Origin of the sequence: Streptomyces formicae (assembly GCF_002556545.1) — a bacterium.
Classification (GTDB): domain Bacteria; phylum Actinomycetota; class Actinomycetes; order Streptomycetales; family Streptomycetaceae; genus Streptomyces; species Streptomyces formicae_A.
On record NZ_CP022685.1, the window covers coordinates 6,512,698 to 6,538,713 of the forward strand.

Annotated in this window: 22 protein-coding genes; 16 read left to right on the plus strand and 6 right to left on the minus strand. The window is 71.3% G+C overall.

Features of this window, described 5'->3' with window-relative positions:
- Complete coding sequence (locus KY5_RS28610) at window positions 1–1,185, plus strand: ABC transporter ATP-binding protein (protein WP_098247530.1); 1,185 nt, start codon at window positions 1–3, stop codon at window positions 1,183–1,185.
- 121 nt (window positions 1,186–1,306) lie between these two features.
- Window positions 1,307–2,707, plus strand: coding sequence for a M1 family metallopeptidase (locus tag KY5_RS28615; RefSeq protein WP_098244923.1), 1,401 nt, complete (start codon window positions 1,307–1,309; stop codon window positions 2,705–2,707).
- Here KY5_RS28615 and KY5_RS28620 read toward each other — a convergent pair.
- Complete coding sequence (locus KY5_RS28620; RefSeq protein WP_098244924.1) at window positions 2,673–2,882, minus strand: hypothetical protein; 210 nt, start codon at window positions 2,880–2,882, stop codon at window positions 2,673–2,675. The two genes, KY5_RS28615 and KY5_RS28620, sit on opposite strands and share 35 nt — an antisense overlap.
- A gap of 174 nt (window positions 2,883–3,056) precedes the next feature.
- Here KY5_RS28620 and KY5_RS28625 point away from each other — a divergent pair, with 174 nt between their 5' ends.
- The 3 genes from KY5_RS28625 (at window position 3,057) to KY5_RS28635 (ending at window position 5,757) form a co-directional block, all read left to right on the plus strand.
- A complete protein-coding gene (locus tag KY5_RS28625) occupies window positions 3,057–3,731 on the plus strand; it encodes a trimeric intracellular cation channel family protein (RefSeq protein WP_098244925.1) in 675 nt (224 codons plus the stop codon).
- Between the two features lie 110 nt (window positions 3,732–3,841).
- Window positions 3,842–4,723, plus strand: a complete 882-nt coding sequence (locus KY5_RS28630; protein WP_098244926.1) for a thioesterase family protein — start codon at window positions 3,842–3,844, stop codon at window positions 4,721–4,723.
- Window positions 4,724–4,767: 44 nt separating this feature from the next.
- Window positions 4,768–5,757, plus strand: coding sequence for a helix-turn-helix transcriptional regulator (locus tag KY5_RS28635; protein ID WP_098244927.1), 990 nt, complete (start codon window positions 4,768–4,770; stop codon window positions 5,755–5,757).
- On the opposite strand, the gene KY5_RS28640 is transcribed toward KY5_RS28635, so the two are convergent.
- Window positions 5,705–6,592: an alpha/beta fold hydrolase gene (locus KY5_RS28640; RefSeq protein WP_098244928.1), complete on the minus strand. Its 888-nt coding sequence runs from the start codon at window positions 6,590–6,592 to the stop codon at window positions 5,705–5,707. The two genes, KY5_RS28635 and KY5_RS28640, sit on opposite strands and share 53 nt — an antisense overlap.
- 39 nt (window positions 6,593–6,631) lie before the next feature.
- On the minus strand, window positions 6,632–7,258 hold the full coding sequence (locus KY5_RS28645; RefSeq protein WP_098244929.1) for a TetR family transcriptional regulator: 627 nt from the start codon (window positions 7,256–7,258) through the stop codon (window positions 6,632–6,634).
- A 115-nt stretch (window positions 7,259–7,373) separates the two neighbouring features.
- Here KY5_RS28645 and KY5_RS42270 point away from each other — a divergent pair, with 115 nt between their 5' ends.
- From KY5_RS42270 to KY5_RS28660, 3 genes are all read left to right on the plus strand, one after another.
- Window positions 7,374–7,526, plus strand: a complete 153-nt coding sequence (locus tag KY5_RS42270; RefSeq protein ID WP_098244930.1) for a hypothetical protein — start codon at window positions 7,374–7,376, stop codon at window positions 7,524–7,526.
- A 131-nt stretch (window positions 7,527–7,657) separates the two neighbouring features.
- Window positions 7,658–7,876, plus strand: a complete 219-nt coding sequence (locus tag KY5_RS28655) for a DUF4190 domain-containing protein (RefSeq protein ID WP_098247532.1) — start codon at window positions 7,658–7,660, stop codon at window positions 7,874–7,876.
- 48 nt (window positions 7,877–7,924) lie between these two features.
- A complete protein-coding gene (locus tag KY5_RS28660; protein ID WP_098244931.1) occupies window positions 7,925–9,094 on the plus strand; it encodes a cysteine desulfurase family protein in 1,170 nt (389 codons plus the stop codon).
- Between the two features lie 4 nt (window positions 9,095–9,098).
- On the opposite strand, the gene KY5_RS28665 is transcribed toward KY5_RS28660, so the two are convergent.
- On the minus strand, window positions 9,099–9,881 hold the full coding sequence (locus KY5_RS28665; RefSeq protein ID WP_098244932.1) for an N-acetylmuramoyl-L-alanine amidase: 783 nt from the start codon (window positions 9,879–9,881) through the stop codon (window positions 9,099–9,101).
- 67 nt (window positions 9,882–9,948) lie between these two features.
- On the opposite strand from KY5_RS28665, the gene mnmA reads away from it, so the two are divergent.
- Entirely contained in the window at window positions 9,949–11,079 is a 1,131-nt protein-coding gene (gene mnmA / locus KY5_RS28670; protein ID WP_098247533.1) for a tRNA 2-thiouridine(34) synthase MnmA, read from the plus strand.
- A 23-nt stretch (window positions 11,080–11,102) separates the two neighbouring features.
- On the opposite strand, the gene KY5_RS28675 is transcribed toward mnmA, so the two are convergent.
- Window positions 11,103–12,038 (minus strand): NADP-dependent oxidoreductase, encoded by a 936-nt coding sequence (locus KY5_RS28675; RefSeq protein ID WP_098247534.1) that lies wholly within the window; start codon window positions 12,036–12,038, stop codon window positions 11,103–11,105.
- Between the two features lie 122 nt (window positions 12,039–12,160).
- Between KY5_RS28675 and KY5_RS28680 the strand changes: the two genes are divergently transcribed.
- Window positions 12,161–13,138 (plus strand): GlxA family transcriptional regulator, encoded by a 978-nt coding sequence (locus tag KY5_RS28680; protein WP_098244933.1) that lies wholly within the window; start codon window positions 12,161–12,163, stop codon window positions 13,136–13,138.
- Here KY5_RS28680 and KY5_RS28685 read toward each other — a convergent pair.
- A complete protein-coding gene (locus tag KY5_RS28685; RefSeq protein WP_098244934.1) occupies window positions 13,122–13,454 on the minus strand; it encodes a DUF427 domain-containing protein in 333 nt (110 codons plus the stop codon). The two genes, KY5_RS28680 and KY5_RS28685, sit on opposite strands and share 17 nt — an antisense overlap.
- Window positions 13,455–13,504: 50 nt before the next feature.
- On the opposite strand from KY5_RS28685, the gene KY5_RS28690 reads away from it, so the two are divergent.
- From KY5_RS28690 to KY5_RS28715, 6 genes are all read left to right on the plus strand, one after another.
- The gene (locus KY5_RS28690) at window positions 13,505–14,050 is read left to right on the plus strand and encodes a TIGR00730 family Rossman fold protein (RefSeq protein ID WP_098244935.1); all 546 of its coding nucleotides are present in this window, start codon (window positions 13,505–13,507) and stop codon (window positions 14,048–14,050) included.
- 7 nt (window positions 14,051–14,057) lie between these two features.
- Window positions 14,058–14,756 (plus strand): SDR family oxidoreductase, encoded by a 699-nt coding sequence (locus tag KY5_RS28695; RefSeq protein WP_098244936.1) that lies wholly within the window; start codon window positions 14,058–14,060, stop codon window positions 14,754–14,756.
- Complete coding sequence (locus KY5_RS28700; protein WP_098244937.1) at window positions 14,753–15,763, plus strand: methionine synthase; 1,011 nt, start codon at window positions 14,753–14,755, stop codon at window positions 15,761–15,763. The genes KY5_RS28695 and KY5_RS28700 overlap by 4 nt, the downstream gene beginning before the upstream one ends.
- A gap of 30 nt (window positions 15,764–15,793) precedes the next feature.
- Complete coding sequence (gene ligA, locus KY5_RS28705) at window positions 15,794–17,977, plus strand: NAD-dependent DNA ligase LigA (RefSeq protein ID WP_098244938.1); 2,184 nt, start codon at window positions 15,794–15,796, stop codon at window positions 17,975–17,977.
- 312 nt (window positions 17,978–18,289) lie between these two features.
- On the plus strand, window positions 18,290–20,647 hold the full coding sequence (locus KY5_RS28710) for a putative bifunctional diguanylate cyclase/phosphodiesterase (protein WP_098244939.1): 2,358 nt from the start codon (window positions 18,290–18,292) through the stop codon (window positions 20,645–20,647).
- Between the two features lie 200 nt (window positions 20,648–20,847).
- Window positions 20,848–25,911: an isopeptide-forming domain-containing fimbrial protein gene (locus KY5_RS28715; RefSeq protein ID WP_199843277.1), complete on the plus strand. Its 5,064-nt coding sequence runs from the start codon at window positions 20,848–20,850 to the stop codon at window positions 25,909–25,911.
- Window positions 25,912–26,016 lie beyond the last annotated feature (105 nt).

Consider the following 26,016-nt stretch of genomic DNA (forward strand, 5'->3'; position numbering starts at 1 on the left):
ATGACGATCCCGGCGCAGACGAAGGGCTCGCCAGAGCCGCTGCTCAAGGTCGACGGCCTGGTGAAGCACTTCCCCATCAAGAAGGGGCTGCTCCAGCGTCAGGTGGCGGCGGTGCAGGCGGTCGACGGGCTCTCCTTCGACGTACGCCCCGGCGAGACGCTCGGCGTGGTCGGCGAGTCCGGCTGTGGCAAGTCGACGATGGGGCGGCTCATCACGCGCCTGCTCGAACCGACCGGTGGCCGCGTCGAGTTCGAGGGCACGGACATCACGCACCTGAACACCAGCGGGATGCGTCCGCTGCGCCGCGACGTGCAGATGATCTTCCAGGACCCGTACTCCTCGCTGAACCCCCGGCACACCATCGGCACGATCGTCGGCGCGCCCTTCAAGCTCCAGGGCGTCAAGCCCGAGGGCGGCGTGAAGAAGACCGTGCAGGAGATGCTGGAGCGCGTCGGGCTCAACCCCGAGCACTACAACCGGTATCCGCACGAGTTCTCCGGCGGTCAGCGCCAGCGCATCGGGATCGCGCGGGCGCTGGCGCTGCGGCCCAAGCTGGTCGTGGCCGACGAGCCGGTCTCCGCGCTCGACGTGTCCATCCAGGCCCAGGTGGTCAACCTGCTCGACGACCTCCAGGACGAGCTCGGCCTGACGTACGTGATCATCGCGCACGACCTCTCGGTCATCCGGCACGTGTCGGACCGCATCGCGGTGATGTACCTCGGCAAGATCGTGGAGCTCGCGGACCGCAAGGACCTCTACTCCACGCCGATGCACCCGTACACCAAGGCGCTGCTCTCCGCGGTGCCGGTGCCCGACCCGCGGCGGCGCGGCGCCAAGAGCGAGCGCATCCTGCTCCGCGGCGACGTGCCCTCGCCGATCGACCCGCCCACCGGCTGCCGCTTCCACACGCGGTGCTGGAAGGCGACGGAGATCTGCAAGACGAAGGAGCCGCCGCTCCTCACGCTCGGCACCGGGCACCAGGTGGCGTGCCACCACCCGGAGAACGCCGAGGACCAGGCTCCGCAGGACACCAAGCTGCTCCAGGTCGCCAAGGAGGCGATCGACGTGGTGACGGTGGTGCCCAAGGCGGAGGAGACGGCCGCGGAGGTCACGGCGAAGCCGGAGCCGGACGCCGACAAGGGTGAGGCTTCGAAGGACAAGGGTCAGAAGTCGACTGACGAATAAGGCAAGTTGACCCGGACAAAGTACGCGTCCTGGGTCATGTACATGCCCTAGCGGGAGAGTGCAGAGTCTGCGTGTCCGTCTCCTCGGACACCCCATCGGAACGCGTTCGAAGGGAAGACTCATGGCACTCTCCCGTTCGGCACGTCTGGGAGCGCTCGCGACCGCGGCGCTCTCCTTCTGTCTGATCGCCGCGGCCCCCGCGCCCCACCCCGGCTCCGACGGCGTCGGCGATCCGTACTTCCCCCAGCTCGGCAACGGCGGCTTCGACGTCGGCCACTACGGTCTCGACATCGCCTACAACCCCGACACCGACCGCCTCGACGGCCGCACCACGATCACCGCGCGCGCCACCGAGAACCTCTCCTCCTTCGACCTGGACCTCCAGAAGCTGACGGTCACCCGGATCGAGGTGAACGGCAGACGCGCCCCGTTCACGCGCACCGGCGACGAGATCCGGATCACGCCGCGCGACGCCCTGCGCAAGAACAAGAACTTCACGGTGACGGTCACCTACGGCGGCGTACCCGAAGCGCTCACCGGACCCATCGTCTTCGGCTCCGACTACGGCTGGATGAAGACCGACGACGGCGTCTTCGTGGCCTGCGAGCCGAACGCCGCCTCCACCTGGTTCCCCTCCAGCGACCACCCCTCGGACAAGGCCGCCTTCGACATCCGCATCAAGGCGCCCAAGGGCCTGACCTCGGTCTCCAACGGCCGCCTGGTGGGGACGTACGACAAGGGCGGCCAGAGCGTCGCGCACTGGCGCTCCACCAAGCCCATGGCGACCTACCTGGCGACCGCCACCATCGGCAAGTTCGACGTGAAGAAGGGCACGACCCCGGGCGGGACCCCGATCTACGTCGCCATCGACCCCGTCCTGGAGAACAGCAACAACGTCGACGTGTACGGCGTCACGGCCGAGGTCACCGACTACTGGTCGAAGCTCTTCGGCCCCTACCCCTTCGAGGAGACCGGCGCGATCGTCGACGACATGCCGCAGGCGGGCTTCTCCCTGGAGACCCAGACCAAGCCGGTGTACTCCGCGATCCGCAGCGAGTCGACCATCGCCCACGAGCTGGCCCACCAGTGGTTCGGCGACTCCGTGTCGCCCGAGTCCTGGAACAACATCTGGCTCAACGAGGGCTTCGCGACCTATTCCCAGTGGCTGTGGAGCGAGCACAAGGGCACCCAGAGCGCCCATGACGCCTTCCGCGCGAGCTACAACTCGCGCCCCGCCGACTCGGCCTTCTGGCAGATCACCGTCGGCGACCCGCAGCGCGACACCATGTTCGCCTCGGCCGTCTACCAGCGCGGCGCGATGACGCTCCAGGCGCTCAGGGAGCGCATCGGCGACAAGGACTTCTTCAAGCTGCTGCGGACCTGGGTGAAGGAACACCGGTACGGCAACGCGAGCACCGCGGACTTCGTGCGGCTCGCCGAGAAGATCTCCGGCGAGCAGCTCGACGATCTCTTCACCACCTGGCTCTTCACGAAGGGGAAGCCGGCGCTTCCTTCGCGGTGACGCGCCAGCCGCCGACCTCGCGGTAGCCGGAGTCGTACACCGTCTCACCGGCACCGGGCTCCAGGGCGTAGTGCCGCAGGTTGCCGCCCCAGTACCGCAGGATCCGCCCCAGCTCATCGGCGGCCTTCCCCTCGAAGGCCGCCTCACCCATGTCGACCTCAAGGACGAACTTCATTCCCGCACCCCATTCGCCGTCGTTCCAAAATCACTTCCTTCAACGTTCTCATTGAAGTGCTTTTGGGGACTTTCCCGATGAGGGCCCTTGGGATCACGGGCCCTGTGACGGGAAAGTCTCAACTCCCGGCGAAGGCGGCGGCGGTGCCGTGCCGCGCGCGGGTAAGAATGGCGCGTGCTCCAGGATCTGTTCACGCCCTCTGTCCAGCACGCGCTCGACATCGTGGGGATCTTCGTCTTCGCGATCTCCGGCGCGCTGCTCGCCGTGCGCAAGAACTTCGACGTCTTCGGCATCGCCGTCCTCGCCGAGGTCACCGCGCTGGGCGGCGGCCTCTTCAGGGACCTGGTGATCGGGGCGGTCCCGCCGGCCGCCTTCACCGACCTCGGCTACTTCATCACCCCGCTGTTCGCGGCCCTCCTGGTCTTCTTCCTGCACCCGGAGGTGGAGCGCACCCAGCTCGCGGTGAACGTCTTCGACGCGGCGGGGCTCGGCCTCTTCTGTGTCGCGGGCACGACCAAGGCGTACGACTACGGCCTCGGCCTCACCGCGTCGGCGGCTCTCGGCCTGATGACCGCGGTGGGCGGCGGCGTGCTGCGCGACATCGTCGCCAACGAGGTGCCCTCGCTGGTCCGCTGGGACCGCGATCTGTACGCGGTCCCCGCCATCGTGGGCGCGACGATGGTCGCCCTGTGCATCCGCTTCGAGATGCTGACGGCCTTCACCAGCGGCCTCGCCGTGGTGACGGCGTTCGTCCTGCGGCTGCTCGCGCTGCACTACCACTGGCGGGCGCCGAGGGCCTGGAACCGGCGGTCGACGGCGGTGGAGGCGGAGGTCGAGGAGACGCCTTAGCCGGGTGGCTCGGGCTGCCTGGGCTCCCGGGCGGCGGGACGGCGGGGTGGCGCCCGGGGCCTCGGCAGAAAAAGCTACCGCTCAGTAGTTTCGTGTTGTACGTTGCTGGCATGGCAACGGCAGCATCCCTTTCCGCATCGGCGTCCGGCACGGTGCCCGCGCGCATCGGCGACAGCGAGTTCGACCGCGACACCGCCGTCGTCCGGCGGGAGCCCGGCGTCCACGACACCGAGCTCTCCGCCGGGTGGACGATCTTCGGCGCCGTCAACGGCGGCTATCTCCTGGCCGTCGTCGGCCGCGCGCTCGCCGACACCCTGCCGCACTCGGACCCGTTCACCGTCTCCGCGCACTACCTCACCGCCTCCCGCCCGGGACCGGCCGTGATCCGCACGGACGTGGTGCGCGACGGCCGCTCGCTCTCCACCGGGCAGGCGTCGCTCTTCCAGTACGACGACGAGGGCCGCGAGGTCGAGCGGATCCGCGTGCTCGCCTCCTACGGCGACCTCGACGCCCTCCCCGACGATGTCCGCACGACGGCGGAACCGCCCGCGATCCCGCCGGTCGAGCACTGCTTCGGCGCGGAGGACGCCCCCGGCGAAGGACCGGTGCCCGGCGGCTCGCCCATCGCCGAGCGGCTCTTCCTCAAGCTCGACCCGGCGACGCTCGGCTGGGCGCTCGGCCAGCCGTCCGGCAAGGGGGAGATGCGGGGCTGGTTCGGCCTCGCCGACGGCCGTGACGCCGACCCGCTCTCCCTGCTCCTCGCGGTCGACGCGCTGCCGCCGACCGCCTTCGAACTGGGCCTGATGGGCTGGGTGCCGACCGTGGAGCTGACGGTGCACATCCGCTGCCGCCCGGCTCCGGGCCCGGTGCGCGTCTCGATCACCACGCGGAACCTCGCGGGCGGCTTCCTGGAGGAGGACGCGGAGGTCTGGGACAGCGCCGGGCGCCTGGTGGCGCAGTCGCGGCAGCTGGCGCGGGCGCTGAAGTCGTAGGGCCCGCGAGGCCGGGCGGAGCGCCCTGAGGGATCCTTGGGCGGGTGAAGTCCGACCGGCTGCTCTCGATCCTGCTGCTGCTCCAGACCCGTGGGCGGGTGCCCGCGCACGAGCTCGCCGAGCGGCTCGAAGTCTCCGTCCGCACGATCTACCGGGACGTCGAGGCGCTGTCCGCCTCGGGCGTGCCGGTCTACGCCGAGCGGGGACGGCACGGCGGCATCGAACTGCTCGCCGGGTTCCGTACGGACGTGACGGGCCTGACCGCCGACGAGTCGCGGGCGCTGTTCATCCTCGCCGCCGAGGGCACGCACGCCGCCCTCGGCCTGGACGCGGCGCTCGGCTCCGCGCTGCGCAAGGTCATGGCCGCGCTGCCCGAACCGCACCGCCCCGCCGCCGAGTTGACCAGCCGCCGCATCCTGGTGGACGCCTCGCGCTGGATGCGGGGTCCTGGGCCCGTCGTCGACCTGGAGACGCTCCAGGACGCCGTCTTCGCCGACCGGCGACTGCGCCTTCGCTACCGGCACGGCGGGGAAGCGGAGCCGAGGACGTACACCGTCGACCCCTACGGCCTCGTCTCCAAGGCGGGCGTCTGGTACCTGGTCGCCGACCGGCGCGGGGAGCCGCGGCTCTTCCGCGCCGACCGGGTCCGCTCCGCGACGCTCACGGACGCGCCGGTGCGCCGCCGCCCGGGGGTCGATCTCGCCGACGTCTGGGCCGCGTTGAAGCGCCAGGTCGAGGAGCGGCCCGGCGGCATCGCGGTGACCGCCCGGGTGCGCAGGACCCGTTTCGACCAGTTCCTGCGCATCAACGGCAACACGCTCGTGGAGCAGCCCGACGACGACGGCAGCAGCGAGTGGATCACCGTCCGGCTCGAATTCGGCCATCCGGGCTCGACCAAGATGCTGCTGCCGTTCACCGACCACGTGGAGGTGCTCTCACCGCCGGAGATCCGCGCGGAACTCGCCCGCGCCGCCGCCGCCGTCACCGCGCTGTACGGGCCTCCCGAGGACTCCGGGCCCGCAGGAAACGGCTGAGCTCGCCCGTGAGTTCGGCGGGCGCGTCCTCCTGTACGAGATGTCCCGCGCCCTCGATGAGCCGCAGCTCGGCGCCGGGGATCGCCCCGGCGAGCTCGTGGCCGCGCGCCACGGGGATCCAGGTGTCGTCCGTGCCCCAGCAGATCAGCACGGGCAGGTCCAACTCGCCGTACCTGGACTGGATCTCGTCGGTGTAGCGCTGGTCGTTCTGCTCGATCTGCCGGTAGAAGGCGGGCCTGCCCTCCTCGGTGCACCAGGGCGCCACGAGCCGGTCGAGCACGGCGGGGTGCAGTCCCCGGTGGCTCGCGGACCCCACGTACTCGCGGACGAGCGCCTCGTGCAGGGCGGGCGGCAGCTGCCCGAAGACCTCGGCGTGCGCCCCGAGCAGCCGGTAGGTGGGGGAGCCCCAGGGGGCGAGCGCCACCGGGTCGACGAGGGCGAGCCGTTCGTAGCGGGCGCCGTGCAGCAGGTGGGCGCGCAGGCTGACGCAGCCGCCGAAGTCGTGGGCGAGGACGGCGGGTTCGTCGAGGCCCCAGTGGGCGAGCAGTTCGGTGAACACGCGGGCCTGCGCGGCGAGCGAGACGTCCTGCCCCGCGCGCATCTCGGAGGCGCCGTATCCGGCCAGGTCCCATGCGTAGACGCGGTGTTCGCGGGCGAGGGCGCGGGCGGTGCCCCGCCAGACGTACGAGGAGAAGGGGGTGCCGTGGACCAGGACGACGGGCGGCGCGTCGGCCGGGCCGAGCGCGGCCCAGCGGACGGTTCCGGACGAGCTGTCGAAGCTGTGGTCGAGGACCCAGTTCTCGCGGGTCTCGTGGTTCTCACGGGCGGTTGTCATGAGCGTAGAGGCTAATTGCCCATTACCGTGGAGTCGAGGCTAGCGGCCGTCGAGCCAGTGCGCGCGGCCCAGGCTCACCAGGCGCAACTGGCGGCGCGCGGTGTTCGCCACGCTTTCCTCGGTGCCGGGCGGCGCCTCCAGGAACGCCGACGCGGTCATCACCATGTGGTCGACGTACATCCCCGCGAGCATCAGCAGGTCGTCCTCGCTCCAGCCCGCCGACTCCGGCTCCTTGGTGAACTGGTCGCTCACCTCCCGCGCGAACAGGGCGAGTTGGTCGCCGATCGCCGCCCGCACGGACTGGACGCCGCCGTGCCGCTCGCGGGCGATGAAGCGGACGTGCGCCGGGTGCGTCCCGACGTACGCGGCGATCAACTCCACGGTGGCGGAGATGCGTTCCTCGCCGTCGCCCGTGGTCGCCAGGAGCGTGCCGAGCGTCGTGTGCAGGCTGTCGAGCGCCTCCTCGACCAGGGCCACGCCCAGGTCGGCGGTGTCGCGGAAGTGCCGGTAGAAGGCGGTGGGGGCGACGCCCACGGCGCGGGTGACCTCGCGCAGGCCCAGGCTGCTCAGGCTCTGCTCCTCCAGGAGGCCGAGGGCCGCTTCGAGGAGGGCCTGGCGGGTCTTCTGCTTCTGGGCCTGCCGGGTGCCGAGCGGGATGTGACTCATGCCATTCAGTTAACAGCTGTTCTCCGAGTTTTGGAAGCCGGGGAAGGAGTAGACTCTCCAGTCAGTGAACAGTTGTTACCACAAGCGTTCACCGAATTGAGAGGGATCTGATCTCATGCTCTTCCTTGTCGCCGCCCTCCTGCTGCTGGGTGTCGCCATGGGTTCCGTGGCCCACGCCCCGCTGCCGGTCACCCTCGTCGCCGCCGCCGTCATCGGCGTCTGGCTCACGGTCTTCGCGATCCGCGAGCGCCGGGCGCGCCACCACTGATCCGTACGACACCTCCACCTCTCAGGAGTCGCACCATGGCACTCATCGCTGATCGCGCCACTGAACGCACCGTGGAAGCCACCGGTGAAGTCACCCCGGGCCGCCCCGTCGGCAGGCGGGACGCCGACGGGATGGCCGTCGCCTCCTTCGTGCTCGGCCTGCTCGGACTGCTCGTCCTCAACCTCTTCCTCGGCCCGGTCGCGATCGTCCTCGCGGGCCTGGCCCTGTGGCGCGGCACCACCCGCAGGGGCCGCGCGTTGCTCGGTCTCGGGCTCGGCGTGGCCGACCTCGTCGTGCTCGCCGCACTCGTCTCCATGGACAACACCGTGTCCTGGAGTCTCGCAGGCTGATACCACCGGGTCGTCGGACCCCGCACGGCTCGTAGAATCGTGCGCACCATGGCCTACCTCGACCACGCAGCGACCACCCCGATGCTTCCGGAGGCGATCGCGGCGCTGACCGCGCAGATCGCCGTCACAGGCAACGCCTCCTCGCTGCACGCGGCGGGGCGCCGAGCGCGGCGTACCGTCGAGGAGGCCCGCGAGACGCTCGCCGCCTCGCTCGGCGCCCGCCCCAGCGAGGTGGTCTTCACCTCGGGCGGCACCGAGGCCGACAACCTCGCGGTGAAGGGCCTGTACTGGGCCCGCCGCGACGCGGAACCGGCCCGCACCCGCGTCCTGTCCAGTCCCGTCGAGCACCACGCCGTCCTCGACGCCGTGCACTGGCTCGGCGAGCATGAGGGCGCCACCGTCGAATACCTGCCGGTCGACCGCTACGGCCGCGTGCACCCCGACGCCCTGCGCGCGGCGATCGAACGCAACCCCGACGACGTCGCCCTCGCCACCGTCATGTGGGCCAACAACGAGATCGGCACGATCCAGCCGGTCCGTGAACTGGCCGACGTCGCCGCCGAGTTCGGCGTGCCGCTGCACGCCGACGCCGTGCAGGCGTACGGCCAGCTCCCCGTCGACTTCGCCGCATCGGGGCTCGCCGCGATGACCGTCTCCGGCCACAAGATCGGCGGCCCCTACGGCATCGGCGCGCTGCTGCTGGGCCGCGAGTACAGCCCCGTGCCCGTGCTGCACGGCGGCGGCCAGGAGCGGCACGTGCGCTCAGGGACGCTCGACGTGCCCGCCATCGCCTCGTTCGCCGTCGCGGGCGAGCACGCCGCCGCGCACCGCGAGCGGTTCGCGGCCGAGATCGGGGCGCTCCGCGACGACCTGGTGGCCGCCGTCAGCTCGACGGTCCCCGAGGCGATCCTCGGCGGCGACCCCTCTCCGGCGGGCCGCCTCGCCGCCAACGCGCACTTCACCTTCCCCGGCTGCGAGGGGGACTCGCTCCTGCTGCTGCTCGACGCGCAGGGCATCGAGTGCTCCACGGGCTCGGCATGCACGGCGGGCGTGGCCCAGCCGAGCCACGTCCTGCTCGCCACGGGCACCGATCCCGACCTGGCACGCGGCACGCTGCGCTTCTCCCTCGGCCACACCTCGACGAAGGCGGACGTGGACGCGGTGGCGGCGGCGATCGGCCCGGCGGTGGAGCGGGCGCGGTCGGCGGGACTGAGCTGAGGAATCAAGCCCGTCCGCGCGAAGAATCAACCCGTCCGGCGATTGAGGACTGGGGGCCCGGGGGCGAAGCCCCCGGAGCGCGCGCCCCGGCGCGGGCAGGCTTCTTCTCCTTGCGGTCCAACCGCTCCCGCTCCCGCCGCACGAGGCGCATGTAGCGGTCCCAGTCCCAGTGCGGCCCGGGGTCCGTGTGGTCCGTGCCGGGAACCTCCACATGGCCGACGATGTGCTCCCGGTCCACCGGGATGTCGTACCGCTCGCATATCCCCGCGGTGAGCCTCGCGGAGCCCGCGTACATCGCGTCGGTGAACGACGACTTCCGGTCGACGAAGCCCTCGTGCTCGATGCCGACGCTGCGTTCGTTGTAGCTCTTGTTGCCCGCGTGGAACGCCACGTCCAGCTCGCGGATCATCTGCGCCACGTGCCCGTCGGCGCGCACCACGTAGTGCGCGGCCGCGCCGTGCGCCGGGTCCTGGAAGACGCGCAGCGCCGTTCGGTAGCTGCCCTGGACCACGTGGATGACGACGCGGTCGATCGTGTAGTCGTCCGGGCGGTCCGCGCGCCGCCAGTTGTAGTCCGACGCGGCGACCCACTGCGCGCCCCGCGCGTCCACCTCGCCCTCCTTGCGCCGCTTGACCACGCCGGGCATCCGCCACCACAGCCTGCCCAGCTCGTCCCTGGCGAGCACCGCGGTGCCGACGGCCGCCGCGGCGCCGCCGATCAGCAGCGTCCGCCGGTCGATGCCCCGCCGCTCCGGCTGCTGCCCCGCGCCCTCGGTTTCTTCCCCCATGTGATCGTCAACGCTTACTCACGGGCATCCGGTTCCCGCGGGCCCGTACCCTGTTAGAGCTATGACTTTGACCGAGACCCCGCAGCGTGCCCAGCGCCCCCTCCGTGTCCTGGCCGCCATGTCCGGCGGCGTGGACTCCGCCGTCGCCGCCGCCCGTGCCGCCGAAGCCGGACACGACGTGACAGGAGTGCACCTCGCACTCTCGGCGAACCCGCAATCGTTCCGCACGGGCGCCCGGGGCTGTTGCACCATCGAGGACTCGCGCGACGCCCGCCGCGCCGCCGACGTCATCGGCATCCCGTTCTACGTGTGGGACCTCGCCGAGCGGTTCCGCGAGGACGTGGTCGAGGACTTCGTCGCGGAGTACGAGGCGGGCCGCACGCCCAACCCGTGCCTGCGCTGCAACGAGAAGATCAAGTTCGCCGCGCTGCTCGACAAGGCCCTCGCCCTCGGCTTCGACGCGGTCGTCACCGGCCACTACGCGACGGTCGTCGTGAACGACGACGGCACGCGCGAGCTGCACCGCGCCTCCGACATGGCCAAGGACCAGAGCTACGTCCTCGGGGTGCTCGACGAGCGGCAGCTGGCCCACGCGATGTTCCCCCTCGGTGACACGCTCACCACCAAGGAGGAGATCCGCGCGGAGGCCGAGCTGCGCGGCCTCGCCGTCGCCAAGAAGCCCGACAGCCACGACATCTGCTTCATCGCCGACGGTGACACCCAGGGCTTCCTCGCGGACCGCCTCGGCAAGGCGGAGGGCGACATCGTGGACGAGTCGGGGGCGGTCCTCGGCAGCCACGAGGGGGCGTACGGCTACACGATCGGCCAGCGCAAGGGCCTGCGGATCGGCACCCCGGCCCCCGACGGCAAGCCGCGCTACGTCCTGGACATCTCCCCGGTGGACAACACCGTGACGGTCGGCCCCGCCGCCGCCCTGGACGTGACGGGCCTGACCGCGATCAAGCCCCGCTGGTGCGGCCTCGCGCCCACCGGACCCGGCACGTACACGGCCCAGCTGCGGGCGCACGGCGGCGAGACGGAGGTGACCGCCGAGCTCGTCGACGGGACGCTGAACGTCTCCTTCGACGAGCCCGTGCGCGGCGTGGCCCCCGGCCAGGCGATCGTGCTCTACGACGGCACGCGCGTGGTCGGCTCGGCGACGATCGCCACTACGGAGCGGGCGACGGCGGCGGTGTAGCAAGGCCGTCCGGCAGGCCGTCGTCACGCCACCCGGAGCACGATCTTGCCCTGGGTGCGGCCCAGCTCGCCGTGCGCGTGCGCCTTGGCGGCCTCCTCCAGGGGCAGCACCGTGTCGATCTCGACGCGGAGCTTCCCCTCGTCGACCAGGCGCGCGATCTCCAGGAGGCCCAGGCGGTCCGGCTCGACGACCGTCCAGCCCGTGTGTACGCCGAGCTCCGCGGCCCGCACGGGGTCCGGCAGGCCGCCGGGGTCGGGCAGGGTCACCAGGTGGCCGCCGCGGCGCAGCACGTCCAGGGAGCGCTCGCCGTACGCGCCGCCCACGCCGTCCAGGACGATGTCCACGTCGCGGACCGCCTCGGTGAAGTCCACGCGCGTGTAGTCGACGACCTCGTCCGCGCCAAGGCCGCGCAGGAACGCGTGCTTCTCCTCGCGGGCGGTCCCGATGACGTACGCGCCGTGCGCCTTGGCGATCTGTACGGCGAGGTGGCCGACGCCCCCGGCCGCGGCGTGGATCAGGACCCGCTGCCCGGCCCGCAGCCCCGCCGTCTCGACGAGCCCCTGCCAGGCGGTGAGCGCCGCCAGCGGCAGCGCGGCGGCCGCCACGTGGTCCACGCCGCGCGGCTTGGGCGCGAAGCGACGGGCGGGTGCCGCGACGAACTCCGCGTATCCGCCGGTCTGTTCCGGGAAGCGCGGCATGCCGAACACCTCGTCGCCGGGCCGGTACAGGGTCACTCCGGGGCCGACCTCCTCGACGACGCCCGACACGTCGTAACCGAGGATCGGGGTGTCGCCCCAGGTGCCGAAGGCGCCCTCGGCGCGGGTCTTCCAGTCGACGGGATTGACGCCCGCCGCGTGCACCCTGACCAGGATCTCGGTCAGTCCGGGCGAGGGCCGCTCGACCTCCACGGGCACCAGGTTTTCGGGGGCGCCCCAGGCGAGGGGGCTGACGGCACGCATCTTCATGGTCTTCCTCTTCCAGCTTCTCCAAGAGCCGCCGAGAACGGCTGCTCGGCCCAGAGTGCGTCGCCCCGGCCGATCTTTGTGCTGGCAGTTTGGCCATGATGTGACAGGATTCGGCCATGGAGCGCAGTGGCACACACCGGGTGGCCGTCCTCGCCCTCGACGGCGTCTACGCCTTCGAGCTGGGCATCCCCTCGCGGGTCTTCGGCACCGCGCGGGACGAGCGGCAGCGGCCGCTCTACGACGTCGTCGTCTGCACGGTCGACGGGCGCCCGGTGCGCACGGACTCCGGCTTCACGGTGTCGGCCGAGCACGGCCCCGAGGCCCTGGAGCGGGCGGACACCGTGGTGATCCCGCCGACCCGGGACTTCGACGAGGGGATGGCGGGCGACGAGCTGCCCGAGCCGGTGGCCGCCGCGCTCGGCAGGATCGGTCCCGGCACCAGGATCGTCTCGTTCTGCAACGCCTCGTACGTCCTGGCCGCCCTCGGCCTGCTCGACGGGCGCCCCGCGACGACGCACTGGCACGTCGCCGAGGACTTCCAGCGGTCCTTCCCCAGGATCAAGGTCGACGCGGACGTGCTCTTCGTGGACGACGGCGACGTGCTGACCGCGGCGGGCGTGGCCGCCGGCATCGACCTCTGCCTGCACCTGGTGCGCCGCGACCACGGCTCCGCCGTCGCCAACCACGTCGCCCGGCAGTGCGTCGTACCGCCCTGGCGCGACGGCGGCCAGGCCCAGTACATCGAGCGGCCCGTCCCCGAGCCGACGCTCGCCACCACGGCCGCCACGCGCGCGTGGGCCCTCGAAAGGCTCCAGGAGCCGCTGTCCCTGGGGGAGTTGGCGGGGCACGCGCGCATGAGCCTGCGCACCTTCACACGGCGCTTCCAGGAGGAGGTGGGGATGCCGCCCGGGCGCTGGCTCACCGGCCAGCGCCTCGAACTGGCGAGGACGCTCCTGGAGTCGAGCGACCTGCCCGTCGACGTGGTGGCCCACCGCGCGGGATTCGGCACCGGCAACTCCCTGCGCCAGCACATGCGTGCCGTACTCGGCGTCTCGCCCGCCGCCTACCGCAGGACGTTCACGGCGACGCGATGACCTCCACCTCGTAGAAGCAGAAGTGGTCCTTGATCGCGGCCACGTCCGGCTTCGGGTCGGGGTAGGCCCACACCGCGTCGGCCGCGCCCGGCAGCGACCAGTACGAGGCCGTGCCCTTGAACGGGCAGTACGTGGTGGTGTCGGACGCGGTCAGCAGCTCGGTGCGCACGTCCTCCGGAGGCAGGTAGTGGCGCACCGGGCAGCCCGTCTCGCGCAGCAGCAGCGGACGCCCGCTCTCCGCCACGACCTGCCCGTCGCGCACCACGCGCACGTGGTCGGTGCCCTGCTCGATGGTGATCCGGTGTCCTTGGGTCACGGGTGCCCTCCTCGACGAGTGCTGTCAGAGACGGAACGTACCGTGGGCGCATGAACATCTGCGTCTTCCTCTCCGCCGCCGACCTCGACGAGCGCTACACGCGCCCCGCCCGAGAATTCGCCGAACTGCTCGGCAAGGGCGGCCACACGCTGGTCTGGGGCGGCTCCGAGAGCGGTCTGATGAAGGTCGTGGCGGACGGCGTCGACGCGGCGGGCGGCGGGCTCGTGGGCATCTCCGTGGACTTCCTCGCGGCGAAGGCCAGGCAGGTCGCCGCGCCCCACGAGATGGTGATCGCGCGTGACCTCGCCGAGCGCAAGGCCCTCCTCCTGGAGAAGGCCGACGCCGTCGTGATCATGGTGGGCGGCACCGGGACCCTCGACGAGGCCACCGAGATCCTGGAGCTGAAGAAGCACGGCAAGCACACCAAGCCCGTCGTCCTGCTGAACTCCGCCGGGTTCTACGACGGCCTCAAGGAGCAGTTCCGCCGCATGGAGGACGAGGGCTTCCTGCCCCTGCCGCTGACCGACCTCGTCTTCTTCGCCGAGGAGCCGGTGGGCGCCCTCGCGTACCTGGAGGAATCGCTCGGCACCCAGTGATGCGAGCATGGCGGGTATGGCAACACATGTGATCACCGGGGCGGGCTCCGGCATCGGCGCGGCCGTCGCCCGCCGCCTCCACGCACGCGGCGACGACCTGGTCCTGCACGCGCGCGACGCGGGCCGCGCCAAGGAGCTCGCCGCCCAGTTCCCCGGCGCGGGCACCCTCGTCGGCGACCTCTCCGACCCCGACAAGCTCTCCTGGGCCTTCGGCCACCAGTCGCTGCCCTCCCAGGTCGACTCCCTGCTGCACATCGCGGGCGTCGTCGACCTCGGCCCGGTCGGCGAGCTGACCCCCAAGGCCTGGCGCCACCAGCTCAACGTCAACCTCATCGCACCCGCCGAGCTGACCCGGCACTTCCTGCCCCAACTCCGGCTCGCCCAGGGGCACGTGGTCTTCGTCAACTCCGGCGCGGGCCTCAGCGCGAGCCCCGAGTGGTCCGCGTACGCCGCCTCCAAGCACGGCCTGAAGGCGCTCGCCGACTCGCTGCGCCAGGAGGAGCACGCGAACGGCGTCCGGGTCACCTCCGTCTACCCGGGCCGCACGGCGAGCGCCATGCAGGTCAAGGTCCACCAGCAGCAGGGCCAGGAGTACGACGCGTCCCGCTGGATCGACCCCGAGTCGGTCGCCACGACCATCGTCATGGCCCTGGACCTGCCGCGCGACGCCGAGGTCAACGACCTGACGGTGCGGCCGGGACGATGAGCGAGTTCCGTTGGGGCCCGGCGACCGGCGTCGGGTCCATGCCGGGCGGCGACGCGCGCGAGGCCGCGAAGACCGTCACGGGCAGCTTCGAGAGCCCCGAGCAGGGCATTGCCCACCTCGCGGAACTGCCCGCGCGCGGGCCGGGCGCCGACATGATCGGCCGCACCGCGGGACTGCTGACCGAGCTCTACGCGCGCGTGGAGCCCAGCGGCTGGCGGATCGGCGACCGGCCGGGCCGCGACACGCGGCGGGCGAGGGCCTGGCTCGGCGAGGACCTCGACGCCCTGGAGGAGTTCACCCAGGGGTACGAGGGCCCGCTCAAGGTCCAGGCCGTGGGGCCGTGGACGCTCGCCGCCGCCCTCGAACTCAAGAACGGCGAGGCCGCGCTCTCCGACCCCGGCGCCTGCCGTGACCTCGCGGCCTCGCTCGCCGACGGGCTGCGCGCGCACCTCGCCGACGTCCGGCGCCGGGTGCCGGGGGCGCGGGTGGTCCTCCAGCTCGACGAGCCGTCGCTGATCGCCGTGCTGCGCGGGCAGGTCAGGACCGCCAGCGAGTACCGCACCCACTGCGCCGTGGACCGCCAGCTCGTGGAGAGCACGCTGCGGGACGTCCTCGCCGTGCGGGGCGACGCCGCGGCGGTGGTCCACTCCTGCGCGCCCGACGTGCCGTTCGCGCTGCTGCGCCGCGCCGGGGCCGACGCGATCTCCTTCGACTTCTCGCTGCTCACCGAGCGTGACGACGAGGTGATCGGTGAGGCGGTCGAGGGGGGTACGAAGCTCTTCGCCGGTGTCGTGCCCGGCGTGGACGGCGGATTGTCAGACCCTGCCGGTAGCGTCATGGGTGTCAGGACGCTGTGGCGCAGGCTGGGGCTGGATCCGGGATCACTCGCGGAGTCGGTCGTCATCACTCCGTCGTGCGGTCTCGCGGGAGCTTCTCCCGCGTACGCGCGCGCGGCGCTCGCCCACTGCGTCAAGGCGGCGAGATCACTCGCGGACAACCCTGAGTAATTGGGTATGACGTAACGGGAGGACGTAACGGTGGCTGTCGAACAGCAAGGCTCTGTGCCCGCCGAGGCACGGGATCAGCACGCCCAGCTGGCCGAACAGATCGAGGAGCACCGCTTCCGGTACTACGTGAAGGACCAACCGGTCGTCAGCGACGCCGAGTTCGACAAGCTCCTGCGTTCTCTCGAAGCCCTGGAGGAGGAGTATCCGGAGCTGCGCACGCCGGATTCGCCCACCCAGAAGGTCGCCGGCGCGTACGAGACGGAGTTCACCTCGGTCGAGCACCGCGAGCGGATGCTCTCCCTGGACAACGCCTTCGACGACGAGGAGCTTGCCGCCTGGGCCGACCGCGTGGCCAAGGACGTCGGCTCGCCGGGCTACCACTTCCTGTGCGAGCTGAAGGTCGACGGCCTCGCGGTCAACCTCACCTACGAGGACGGCAAGCTGACCCGCGCCGCGACCCGCGGCGACGGCCGCACCGGCGAGGACATCACGCCCAACGTCCGCACGATCGCCGACATCCCCGACCGCCTCGAAGGCGACCGCGTGCCCGCCCTCGTCGAGATCCGCGGCGAGGTCTTCTTCCCGATGGAGAAGTTCGAGGAGCTGAACGCCCGCCTGGTGGAGGCGGGCGACAAGCCCTTCGCCAACCCGCGCAACGCGGCGGCGGGTTCGCTGCGCCAGAAGGACCCGCGCATCACGGCCACGCGCCCGCTGCACATGGTCGTGCACGGCATCGGCGCCCGCGAGGGCTTCGACATCGACTGCCTCAGCCACGCCTACGAGCTGCTCCACGAATGGGGCCTGCCCACCGCCCAGCACAACAAGGTGGTCGACGACCTCCAGGGCGTCCGCGACTTCATCGCGTACTTCGGGGAGAACCGCCACTCCGTGGCGCACGAGATCGACGGCGTCGTCGTCAAGCTCGACGAGATCCCGCTCCAGGGCCGCCTCGGCTCCACCTCGCGCGCCCCGCGCTGGGCCATCGCCTGGAAGTACGCGCCCGAGGAGGTCAACACCAAGCTCATCAACATCCGCGTGGGCGTCGGCCGCACCGGCCGCGTCACGCCGTACGCCCAGGTGGAACCCGTCACCGTGGCGGGCTCCGAGGTCGAGTTCGCGACCCTGCACAACCAGGACGTGGTGAAGAAGAAGGGCGTCTTCATCGGCGACACGGTCGTGCTGCGCAAGGCGGGCGACGTCATCCCGGAGATCCTCGGCCCCGTCGTGGACCTGCGGGACGGCAGCGAGCGGGAGTTCGTGATGCCCGCCGAGTGCCCCGAGTGCGGTACGCCGCTGCGGCCCATGAAGGAGGGCGACATCGACCTCCGCTGCCCCAACGCCCAGACGTGCCCCGCCCAGTTGCGTGAACGTCTCTTCTACCTGGCGGGCCGCAAGAGCCTGGACATCGAGAACTTCGGGTACGTCGCGGCGGCCGCGCTCACCAGGCCCCTGGAGCCCGCCGATCCGCCGATCCGCGACGAGGGCGACATCTTCGACCTGAAGATCGAGGAACTGCTCCCCATCAAGTCGTACGTCCTGGACCAGGATTCCGGCCTGCCCAAGCGCGACCCGAAGACCGGCGAGGAGAAGGTCGTCACCTTCTTCGCCAACCAGAAGGGCGAGGCGAAGAAGAACTCCCTCGCCATGCTGGAGAACATCGCGGCGGCCAAGGACCGGCCGCTCGCCCGCGTCCTCACGGGCCTCTCGATCCGGCACGTGGGACCGGTGGCCGCCGAGGCGCTCGCCCGCGAGTTCCGGTCCATCGACCGCATCGAGCAGGCGACGGAGGAGGAGCTGGCCGTGGTGGAGGGCGTCGGCGGCACCATCGCCGCCTCCGTCAAACAGTGGTTCGCCGAGGAGTGGCACCGCGAGATCCTGCGCAAGTGGCGGGCGGCGGGCGTCCGCATGGAGGAAGAGGCGAGCGGCGAGGACGAGGGGCCCCGACCCCTCGAGGGACTCACGGTCGTGGTGACCGGAACGCTCGAGCACCACACCCGGGATGGCGCGAAAGAGGCGTTGCAGAGCCGTGGCGCCAAGGTCACCGGTTCCGTTTCGAAGAAGACCGCGTTCGTGGTTGTCGGGGACAACCCCGGATCGAAGTACGACAAGGCCATGCAACTGAAGGTTCCGGTTCTCAACGAGGAAGGCTTCGCTGTCCTGCTCGAACAGGGACCGGACGCGGCGAAGGAAGTCGCGCTTCCGACCGAGGAGTAGCGGTTGAAGGCCACCCGTTCAGCGCATACCAGATGCATACGGGTGGCCGGGTCGCATTCGGGCAACCGTAGTCGACCGCTGCCCGTGGAAGCCTTCTGCGGCCTACTGTTGAGGTGTGCGCCTGCCGTGCCCCGCTGCTAACGGGGTATCTCCTGCTCATCGAGAGCTTGGAAGGGGGCATCCCCCACTCGGCGCGGGTTCGGAAGTGGATCACCCCGTGCTCGTCAGGGCTTGGGACAGGAACATCGGACGCGGTCGACTCCGGACCGAGTCCGCGTGGCGTGGGCACCGCCGGCTGTGAGAGGGACGGGAATGGAACCGACCGAGAGCGCCGCCCCGGACTCACGGCTGCGCGCGCGCCTGTGGCGCGCGCCGGGAGCCTGGCTGCGTGGCCGCCGGGAAGCACCGACCACCAGCACCACCCTGGGCACGGCCCCGGCTGGGACGGGGGCGCTGAGCACGGCGATAGAACCCCGCGAGCGCGCCTGGAGCGGCCCCGAGGGACGCTCCCCGGACAGTCCCTGCCCCTTGTCGACGCCCGGCGGCTCCTCCGTGCCGCCCGTCCGCGAGCCCTGGCCGCTGCTGCCCGTCGTGATCGTCACCGCCGCCGCGGTGCTGCTCGGCACCGCCGTCTTCCAGGCGCTCACGGGCAGACACCCGCTCTTTCCCGCGGGCACCGCGGGCTGGTCCCTCGCGGTCCTCACGGGCCTCATCGTGGGCCATCTGGTGGCCCTGGGCCGCGACCGCTGGTGGGGCGGCACGGGATCGGGCGGCGCGCTGACCGTCGCCGTCCTGCTGCTGTACGGCTGGGTGCCCGCGGGCCTGGTCAGCCTCACCGTCGTCGTCCTGGTCGGCGCGGCCCGCAGACACCGCTGGCGGCAGGGCGTGCTGCACGGCGCCGTCGACATCCTCGGCATCGGCGCGGGCGCGCTCACGCTCGCCGCGTTCGGCACCGCGCCGACGACCGAGTCGCCCTGGCTGCCCGAGACCTGGGACCTGTACACCGCGTTCGAGGTGGCGCTCGTCGCCGTCGCCTATCTCGCCGTCACCCGCGTCCTGCTCTGGTACGTGCACGCGCCACGCACCGGCGCCCTGCCGACCGTCACCCGCACGGCCCTGGTCAGGCAGGGTCTCCTCGGCATCGCGCTGCTCGGCATCGCGCCGCTGATCTGCGTGGTGGCGATCTCCCTGCCGATCCTGCTGCCGCTCTTCGCGATCCCGCTGGTCGCGCTCGACTCCACCCTGTGGATCGCCAGGGCCAGGGCGGAGGAGCAGTTGCGCGACCCGCTGACCGGGCTGCCCAACCGGCAGTGGCTCCTGGAGCGCACCTGGACGGCGCTCGACGACGCCGAGCGGATCGGCGCGCGCGCCGCCTTAATGCTCATCGACATGGACCGCTTCCGTTCGGTCAACGACACGCTCGGCCACCTCGCGGGTGACCGGCTGCTGTTGCAGATAGCCGACCGGCTGCGGCTCGCGCTGCCGCGCGGCGCGGAGGCGGCCAGGCTCGGCGGCGACGAGTTCGCGGTGCTCCTGCCGATCGCCGACTCCACGACGTCGGCCACGCGCGTGGCGCGCCAGCTGGTCGCGGCGCTCGGCTCGCCGCTCGACCTGGACGGGCTGACGCTGGTCCTGGAGGCCAGCGCGGGCCTCGCCGTCTTCCCCGACCACGCGCTCGACGCGGAGGGACTCCTGCGCCGGGCGGACGTCGCGATGTACCAGGCGAAGCGGGACCGCACGGGCGTCGAGGTCTACGAGTCCAAGCGCGACTCCAACACCCCCGACCGGCTCGGCCTGTTGGGGGACCTGCGGCGGGCGCTCGACGCGGGCGACGTGGAGCTGCACTACCAGCCCAAGGTCCGCTTCGACGGACAGGTCGCGGGACTCGAGGCGCTGGTGCGGTGGGTGCACCCCGAGCGCGGCAAGGTGCCGCCGGACGAGTTCATCGCCATCGCCGAGTCCTCGGGGCTCATGCCGCACCTCACGGAGTACGTCCTGGAGACGGCTCTCGGACAGGTCGCCAAGTGGCAGGCGCAGGGCCTGAAGGTCCCCGTCGCGGTCAACGTCTCCCCGCGTGACGTCCACACCCCCGGCTTCGCGGGCGCCGTCGCCGCGCGCCTGGCCCGGCACGGAGTCCCCCCGGGCGCCCTGCAGTTGGAGATAACGGAGCACGTGCTCCTGGAGGATCCGCAGCGGGCCGCCGACACCCTGGCCGGGCTCACCGGACACGGCGTCAAGATGTCCCTCGACGACTTCGGCACGGGCTACTCCTCGCTCGTGCACCTGCGCCGCCTGCCGGTGAGCGAGCTGAAGATCGACCGTTCCTTCGTGGCGCGCCTCGCCGTGGACAACGAGGACGCGGAGATCGTCCGCTGCACGGTGGACCTCGCGCACTCGCTCGGGCTGCTCGTCGTCGCCGAGGGCGTCGAGGACGACGAGACGTGGGAGCGGCTGCGCGACCTCGGCTGTGACGCCGTGCAGGGCTGGCTGGTCGCCGCGGCGATGCCCGCGGAGGAGACCACGGCCTGGCTGCGGGCGCGCGGTTCGCGCGGCTGGCAGCGCCCCGCGGACCTCGCCGCGGCGCGGGCGGCGGCGGCAGCGGCGGGCAAGGCCGACCCGACCGAGACGCCGAACGCCGCGGAGCACCCGTCGGGACAGGCGGTGCAGTAGCCGGGCGCCGCCCGGCTGCGGCGGGGGAGCGGCCGGGAGCACACCGAGGGCGCCCGCGCATCCCGGCAGCCGCCGTTCGGATGACGGTGCGGAGCGCGTACGGGTTGTCGTGGCGGTGAATCGCCTTTGCTCATTGTTACGTAATGCGCTTTATGGCCCTTTGGGGATGTCAGATCGACATCATCCGGAGGGTCAAGGTCGTGCCCCGATCGCGTTTGCGCGGCAGTTCGCCGCCGTTGCGGAAACTCCTCGCCCAGCTGCTCGCGCTGGCGGTGCTGGCCTCGGGGCTCGTCCTGTTCGGCGCGGGGTCCGCGGCCGCCGACAGCTGGGCGGTGGAAGGCGAGGAGAACCCCTCCACCTTCGACTGCGACCACCTGTACTACAGCAACTACCGCTCCGGGATGGAGTTCGCCAACGACGCCTCGGGCGACGCCACGATCAAGAACACGGTGATCACCAAGCGGAAGACGGCGAACCCGGTCGACTACTGGTCGACCAGCATGGCGATGGGCAAGGACCCGGACGACGCGTCCAGGACCGCGGCCATCTACCAGGACTTCAACACGAACAAGATCTACAAGCATGTCTCGGGGACCAACACCGTCACCGACGAGATCGTGGGCGGGGCCACCCGCACCGCGCCCTCCGGGTACACCTGGGGCGGCATCACGGTCAATCCGGCGAACGGCATGCTGTACGGGGCGCAGAACGGCGGCACGGCCAAGAACTTCTTCGCGATGGACCTGGCCACAGGGACGATCACGAACTACACGAACATCGCCGACTGGGCACCGGCCGGTACCCCCTGGCGCGGCGGCACGCTGGTTCCCGACATGTTCGTGGACAACAGCGGCGGCGTGTACGTCGGCGTCTTCTCCGGCAGCAACACCTACCTCTACCGCATCGACTTCGCGGCCAGGAAGGTGGAGCTGGTCACCAAGATCACCGGCGCGGGCACGGGCAACGGCTTCAACAACTACGGCATGGCCTACTTCCACGGGTCGGTCTACCTCGGCTACTACAACGGCAACCTCTACAAGGTGAACCCCAAGACCGGGGTCTCCGTGGAGGTCGGCGGTCTGGCGCAGAACAACCAGACGGGCCGTATCACGTCCGAGGGCGGTGGTAGCTGGGCCATCACCGACCTGGCGAGCTGTGCCGTCGCGCCCGATCTGACCAGCAACATCGAGATCGAGAAGAGCGCGGACAAGAAGACCGCGAAGCCGGGCGACACCGTCACGTACACGGTCACCGTCAAGAACACCGGTGACGGGGCCGCCACCGGCGTCGAGGTCAAGGATGACCTCTCGGGCGTCGTCGACGACGCGACGTACAACGACGACGCCGTGGCCAGGACAGGGGGCGGCAGGGCCGTCACCCAGCCGACCTACAGCGCGGCGACGAAGAAGCTGAACTGGAGAGGCGACATCGCGGCGGGCGCGACCGTCACGCTCACCTACTCCGTGACGGTGGGGAAGCCGCCGAAGGGCGACAAGAAGCTGACGAACTCGGCGGTGTCGGAGAAGAGCAATTGCGGTGAGGACACCGCCGACGCCGCCTGCTCCTCCGAAGTGCCCGTCGCCCTCCTCGACATCAAGAAGACGGCGTCGCCCGCGAAGGCCAAGCCGGGCGACAAGGTCACGTACACGATCACCGTCCGCAACCTGGGCGAGGCCGACTGGAAGGACGCCGCGGTCACCGACGACCTGACGGACGTGGTGGACGACGCGCGCTACAACCTCGACGGCAAAGCGACGAAGGCCGACGGGAGCCGGGCCCCCGGCTCCGTCTCCTACAGCAGCGCGGACAAGAAGCTGCGCTACGTCGGCACCGTCGCCAAGGGCGCGACCATCACGATCACCTACACGGTCACCGTGGGCGATCCGCCGCCGGGCAACAAGAAGCTGACGAACACCGTCGTCGGCCCGGACGGCTCCAACTGCGCTGCCGGGTCGAAGGATCCGGACTGCGGGACGGTCACCCCCGTCGGCGGACTCGTCATCAAGAAGACGTCCTCCAAGGCCGACGCCAAGCCGGGCGACAAGGTCACGTACACGCTCACGGCGGAGAACGTCGGCGGCGCCGAGGCCAAGGACGTCACCCTCACCGACGACCTGACGGGCGTGGTGGACGACGCGACGTACGGCGACGACGCGGTGGCCAGGACGGACGGCACGAACACCGCCACGCAGCCGAGCTACGCCACCGCGACCAAGAAGCTCACGTGGACCGGTGACATCGCCGCGGGCAAGAAGGTGACGATCACCTACACGGTCACGGTCGGCAAGCCGCCCAAGGGCGACAAGAAGCTGACCAACGCCGTGGTCGGCCCCGACGACTCGACCTGTCCGGCGGGCGGCACCAAGGCGGACTGCGGGACATCGACCCCCGTCGGCGTACTGGAGATCAAGAAGAGCGTCAGCAGGAGCGAGGCGAAGCCGGGGGACCGGGTGACGTACACCGTCACGGTCGAGAACACGGGCGAGGCCGCGTACGAGGGAGCCTCCTTCACGGACGACCTCTCCGGGGTGCTCGACGACGCCACTTGGGACGACGTCGTCACCAGGACCGCGGGCAGCACCGCCTTCGACGCCGACGGCAAGACCTTCACCTGGAGCGGGGACGTCGCCAAGGGCGCGAAGGTCACCGTCACCTACCGGGTGACGGTCGGCAAGCCGCCCAGGGGCGACAAGAAGCTGACCAACGCCGTCACGGGCCCGGAGGGGTCCAACTGCCCGGCGAAGAGCACCGATCCGGACTGCGCGAAGACGACCGAGATCCGCTCCCTGAAGATCAAGAAGACCGCGTCGCCGAAGATCCCGCGGACCGGCGGCAAGGTCACCTACACGGTCACCGTCGAGAACACCGGCACCGTCGACTACGACGGCGCCACCTTCACCGACGACCTGACGGACGTCCTCGACGACGCCACGTGGGACGACAGCGCCACCGCGAACCCCGGTACGACGGCGTACGACGCCACGGCGAAGACGCTCACCTGGACCGGTGACCTCGCCGTCGGCGCCAAGGCCACCGTCACCTACACCGTCACGGTGACCAACGCGGGCGACAAGTACCTGCGCAACGTGGTCACCGGCGACACCTCGGGCAACTGCCCGCCGGACTCCAAGGATCCGGACTGCCGCACGGTGCTCCCCGAGCCCGGCCTGGAGATCAAGAAGACCTCGTCGGCGAAGAAGGCCGAGCCCGGCGACGTGATCACCTACACCGTCACCGTGCACAACAAGAAGTCCACCGCGTACAAGGACGCCACCTTCACCGACGACCTGACCGGCGTGCTCGACGACGCCACCTGGAACGACGCGGTCACCAAGACCTCGGGGACGACCGACTACGACGCCGCGAAGAAGGCGTTCACCTGGACCGGCGACGTGGCCGGTGGCGCGACGGTCACGGTCACCTACAAGGTCACGGTCGGCAAGCCGCCCAAGGGCGACAAGAAGCTGAAGAACGTGGTCGTCGGCCCCGACGACTCCACGTGCGAGAAGGACAGCAAGAACGGCGACTGCTCCTCCGAGACGCCCGTCGGGGTCCTGGAGATCAAGAAGACCGTGTCGCCCGCCGCCGCCAAGCCGGGCCAGACGGTGACGTACACCGTGACGGTCAAGAACACCGGAGAGGCGGACTACGAAGGCGCCGCCTTCACCGACGACCTCTCCGGAGTCCTCGACGACGCGGCCTGGGACGACGACGCGACCGCCACGGCGGGCACGACGCGGTTCGACGAGCCGGGCGAGAAGTTCCACTGGAACGGCAAGGTGGCCAAGGGCGCGACGGTCACCGTCACCTATAAGGTCACGGTCGGCAAGCCCCCGAAGGGCGACAAGAAGCTGGCCAACGCCGTGGTCGGTCCCGAAGGATCCACCTGCCCCGAAGGGTCCACCGACCCGGACTGCCGCAAGGTGACGCCGCTGGCCCAGCTCGAGGCCGAGAAGACCAGCTCGGTCAAGCAGGTGACCAAGGGGCAGCGGGTCACGTACACCGTCACGATCAGGAACACCGGCGGCGGCGACTACGACGGTGCCACGCTCACCGACGACCTCACCGGCGTGCTCGACGACGCCGACTGGAACGACGACGCGACGGCGACCACGGGGACGACGGACTTCGACCGGCCGAAGCTGACCTGGACCGGCGACGTCGCCAAGGGCGCGACCGTCACCCTCACCTACTCGGTCACCGTCCACCTCAAGGGCGACAAGAAGCTCACCAACACGGTCGTCGTGCCCGGCTCGAACTGCGAGAAGGGCTCCGGCGACCCGGACTGCGAGACGGTCGTGCCGCCCAAGCCCGAGCCGCACGGCGAGCCCCGGCTCGACATCACCAAGACCGGGGCGCCGTCCCCGGCCACCGCGGGCGGCACGGTCGGCTACACCCTGGTCATCCGCAACACCGGCACCGCCCGCTACAAGGGAGCCAAGGTCAGCGACGACCTCGGCGGCGTCCTCGACGACGCCTCCTACAACGGGGACGCGCGGGCGAGCGCGGGCCGGGTCGCGTTCGCCGCGCCTCGACTGACGTGGACCGGCGACCTGGCGGTCGGCGCCGTCGCGACCGTCCGCTACTCCGTCACCGTGCACGACCCGCTCAGCGGCGACAAGCGGCTGCGCAACACGGTCACCGGCGGCGACAAGTCCAACTGCCCGCTGCCGATGCCCGCCCGGTCCTCGCGCGCCGGGCGCGCGCCGATCGATCCCGACTGCTCCACCGACACCCGCGTCCGCGCGCTGAAGCTGCACAAGAGCGCCGAACCCGCGGGCAAGGTGAAGCGGGGCGACACGGTCGTCTTCGTGATCTCCGCCACCAACACCGGCACCGCCGACTACGAGCGGGCTTCCTTCACCGACGACCTGGCGAACGTGCTCGACGACGCGGCGTACAACGGCGACGCCCGCGCCGACGCGGGCACCGTCCGACGCTCCGGCGACAGCCTGGAGTGGAGCGGCCCGCTGGCCGCCGGTGAGACGGCCACCGTCACGTACTCGGTCACCGTCCGCCGTGACGGCAAGGGCGACGGGAAGCTGCGCAACGCGGTCGTCTCCACCACCCCGGGCGGCAACTGCCGTACGGGTGAGGAGCCGGGCTGCCGGGTGACGCCCGAGGTGACGCCGCCCGTGACCCCGCCGCCCCCGCCGCCGGTGCTCCCCGAGACCGGCACCGACCGGCTCTGGGCGCTCGGCGCGGTCGCGGCACTGCTGCTCGGCGGCGCGGGTCTCCTCCTGGCAGCCAGGAGGCGCCGCTGAGCCGAGCCCGGCCGCGCGCCGGACACCGAGGGCCCCCGCGGGACAGCCGCGGGGGCCCTCCCCGTACCCGGGCGCGGGCCGGGGCGGCGGAACTGTTTCGCGGGC

What these genes read in the sequence shown, in the direction of transcription:
- KY5_RS28695 (WP_098244936.1), top strand. Translation starts at nt 14,058, where the DNA reads ATGGCGGGTATGGCAACACATGTGATCACCGGGGCGGGCTCCGGCATC.
- KY5_RS28620 (WP_098244924.1), bottom strand. Translation starts at nt 2,882, where the DNA reads ATGAAGTTCGTCCTTGAGGTCGACATGGGTGAGGCGGCCTTCGAGGGG.
- KY5_RS28700 (WP_098244937.1), top strand. Translation starts at nt 14,753, where the DNA reads ATGAGCGAGTTCCGTTGGGGCCCGGCGACCGGCGTCGGGTCCATGCCG.
- KY5_RS28680 (WP_098244933.1), top strand. Translation starts at nt 12,161, where the DNA reads ATGGAGCGCAGTGGCACACACCGGGTGGCCGTCCTCGCCCTCGACGGC.
- KY5_RS28675 (WP_098247534.1), bottom strand. Translation starts at nt 12,038, where the DNA reads ATGCGTGCCGTCAGCCCCCTCGCCTGGGGCGCCCCCGAAAACCTGGTG.
- KY5_RS28645 (WP_098244929.1), bottom strand. Translation starts at nt 7,258, where the DNA reads ATGAGTCACATCCCGCTCGGCACCCGGCAGGCCCAGAAGCAGAAGACC.
- KY5_RS28660 (WP_098244931.1), top strand. Translation starts at nt 7,925, where the DNA reads ATGGCCTACCTCGACCACGCAGCGACCACCCCGATGCTTCCGGAGGCG.
- KY5_RS28690 (WP_098244935.1), top strand. Translation starts at nt 13,505, where the DNA reads ATGAACATCTGCGTCTTCCTCTCCGCCGCCGACCTCGACGAGCGCTAC.
- KY5_RS28710 (WP_098244939.1), top strand. Translation starts at nt 18,290, where the DNA reads ATGGAACCGACCGAGAGCGCCGCCCCGGACTCACGGCTGCGCGCGCGC.
- KY5_RS28615 (WP_098244923.1), top strand. Translation starts at nt 1,307, where the DNA reads ATGGCACTCTCCCGTTCGGCACGTCTGGGAGCGCTCGCGACCGCGGCG.
- KY5_RS28640 (WP_098244928.1), bottom strand. Translation starts at nt 6,592, where the DNA reads ATGACAACCGCCCGTGAGAACCACGAGACCCGCGAGAACTGGGTCCTC.
- KY5_RS42270 (WP_098244930.1), top strand. Translation starts at nt 7,374, where the DNA reads ATGCTCTTCCTTGTCGCCGCCCTCCTGCTGCTGGGTGTCGCCATGGGT.
- KY5_RS28610 (WP_098247530.1), top strand. Translation starts at nt 1, where the DNA reads ATGACGATCCCGGCGCAGACGAAGGGCTCGCCAGAGCCGCTGCTCAAG.
- KY5_RS28665 (WP_098244932.1), bottom strand. Translation starts at nt 9,881, where the DNA reads ATGGGGGAAGAAACCGAGGGCGCGGGGCAGCAGCCGGAGCGGCGGGGC.
- KY5_RS28630 (WP_098244926.1), top strand. Translation starts at nt 3,842, where the DNA reads ATGGCAACGGCAGCATCCCTTTCCGCATCGGCGTCCGGCACGGTGCCC.
- KY5_RS28655 (WP_098247532.1), top strand. Translation starts at nt 7,658, where the DNA reads ATGGCCGTCGCCTCCTTCGTGCTCGGCCTGCTCGGACTGCTCGTCCTC.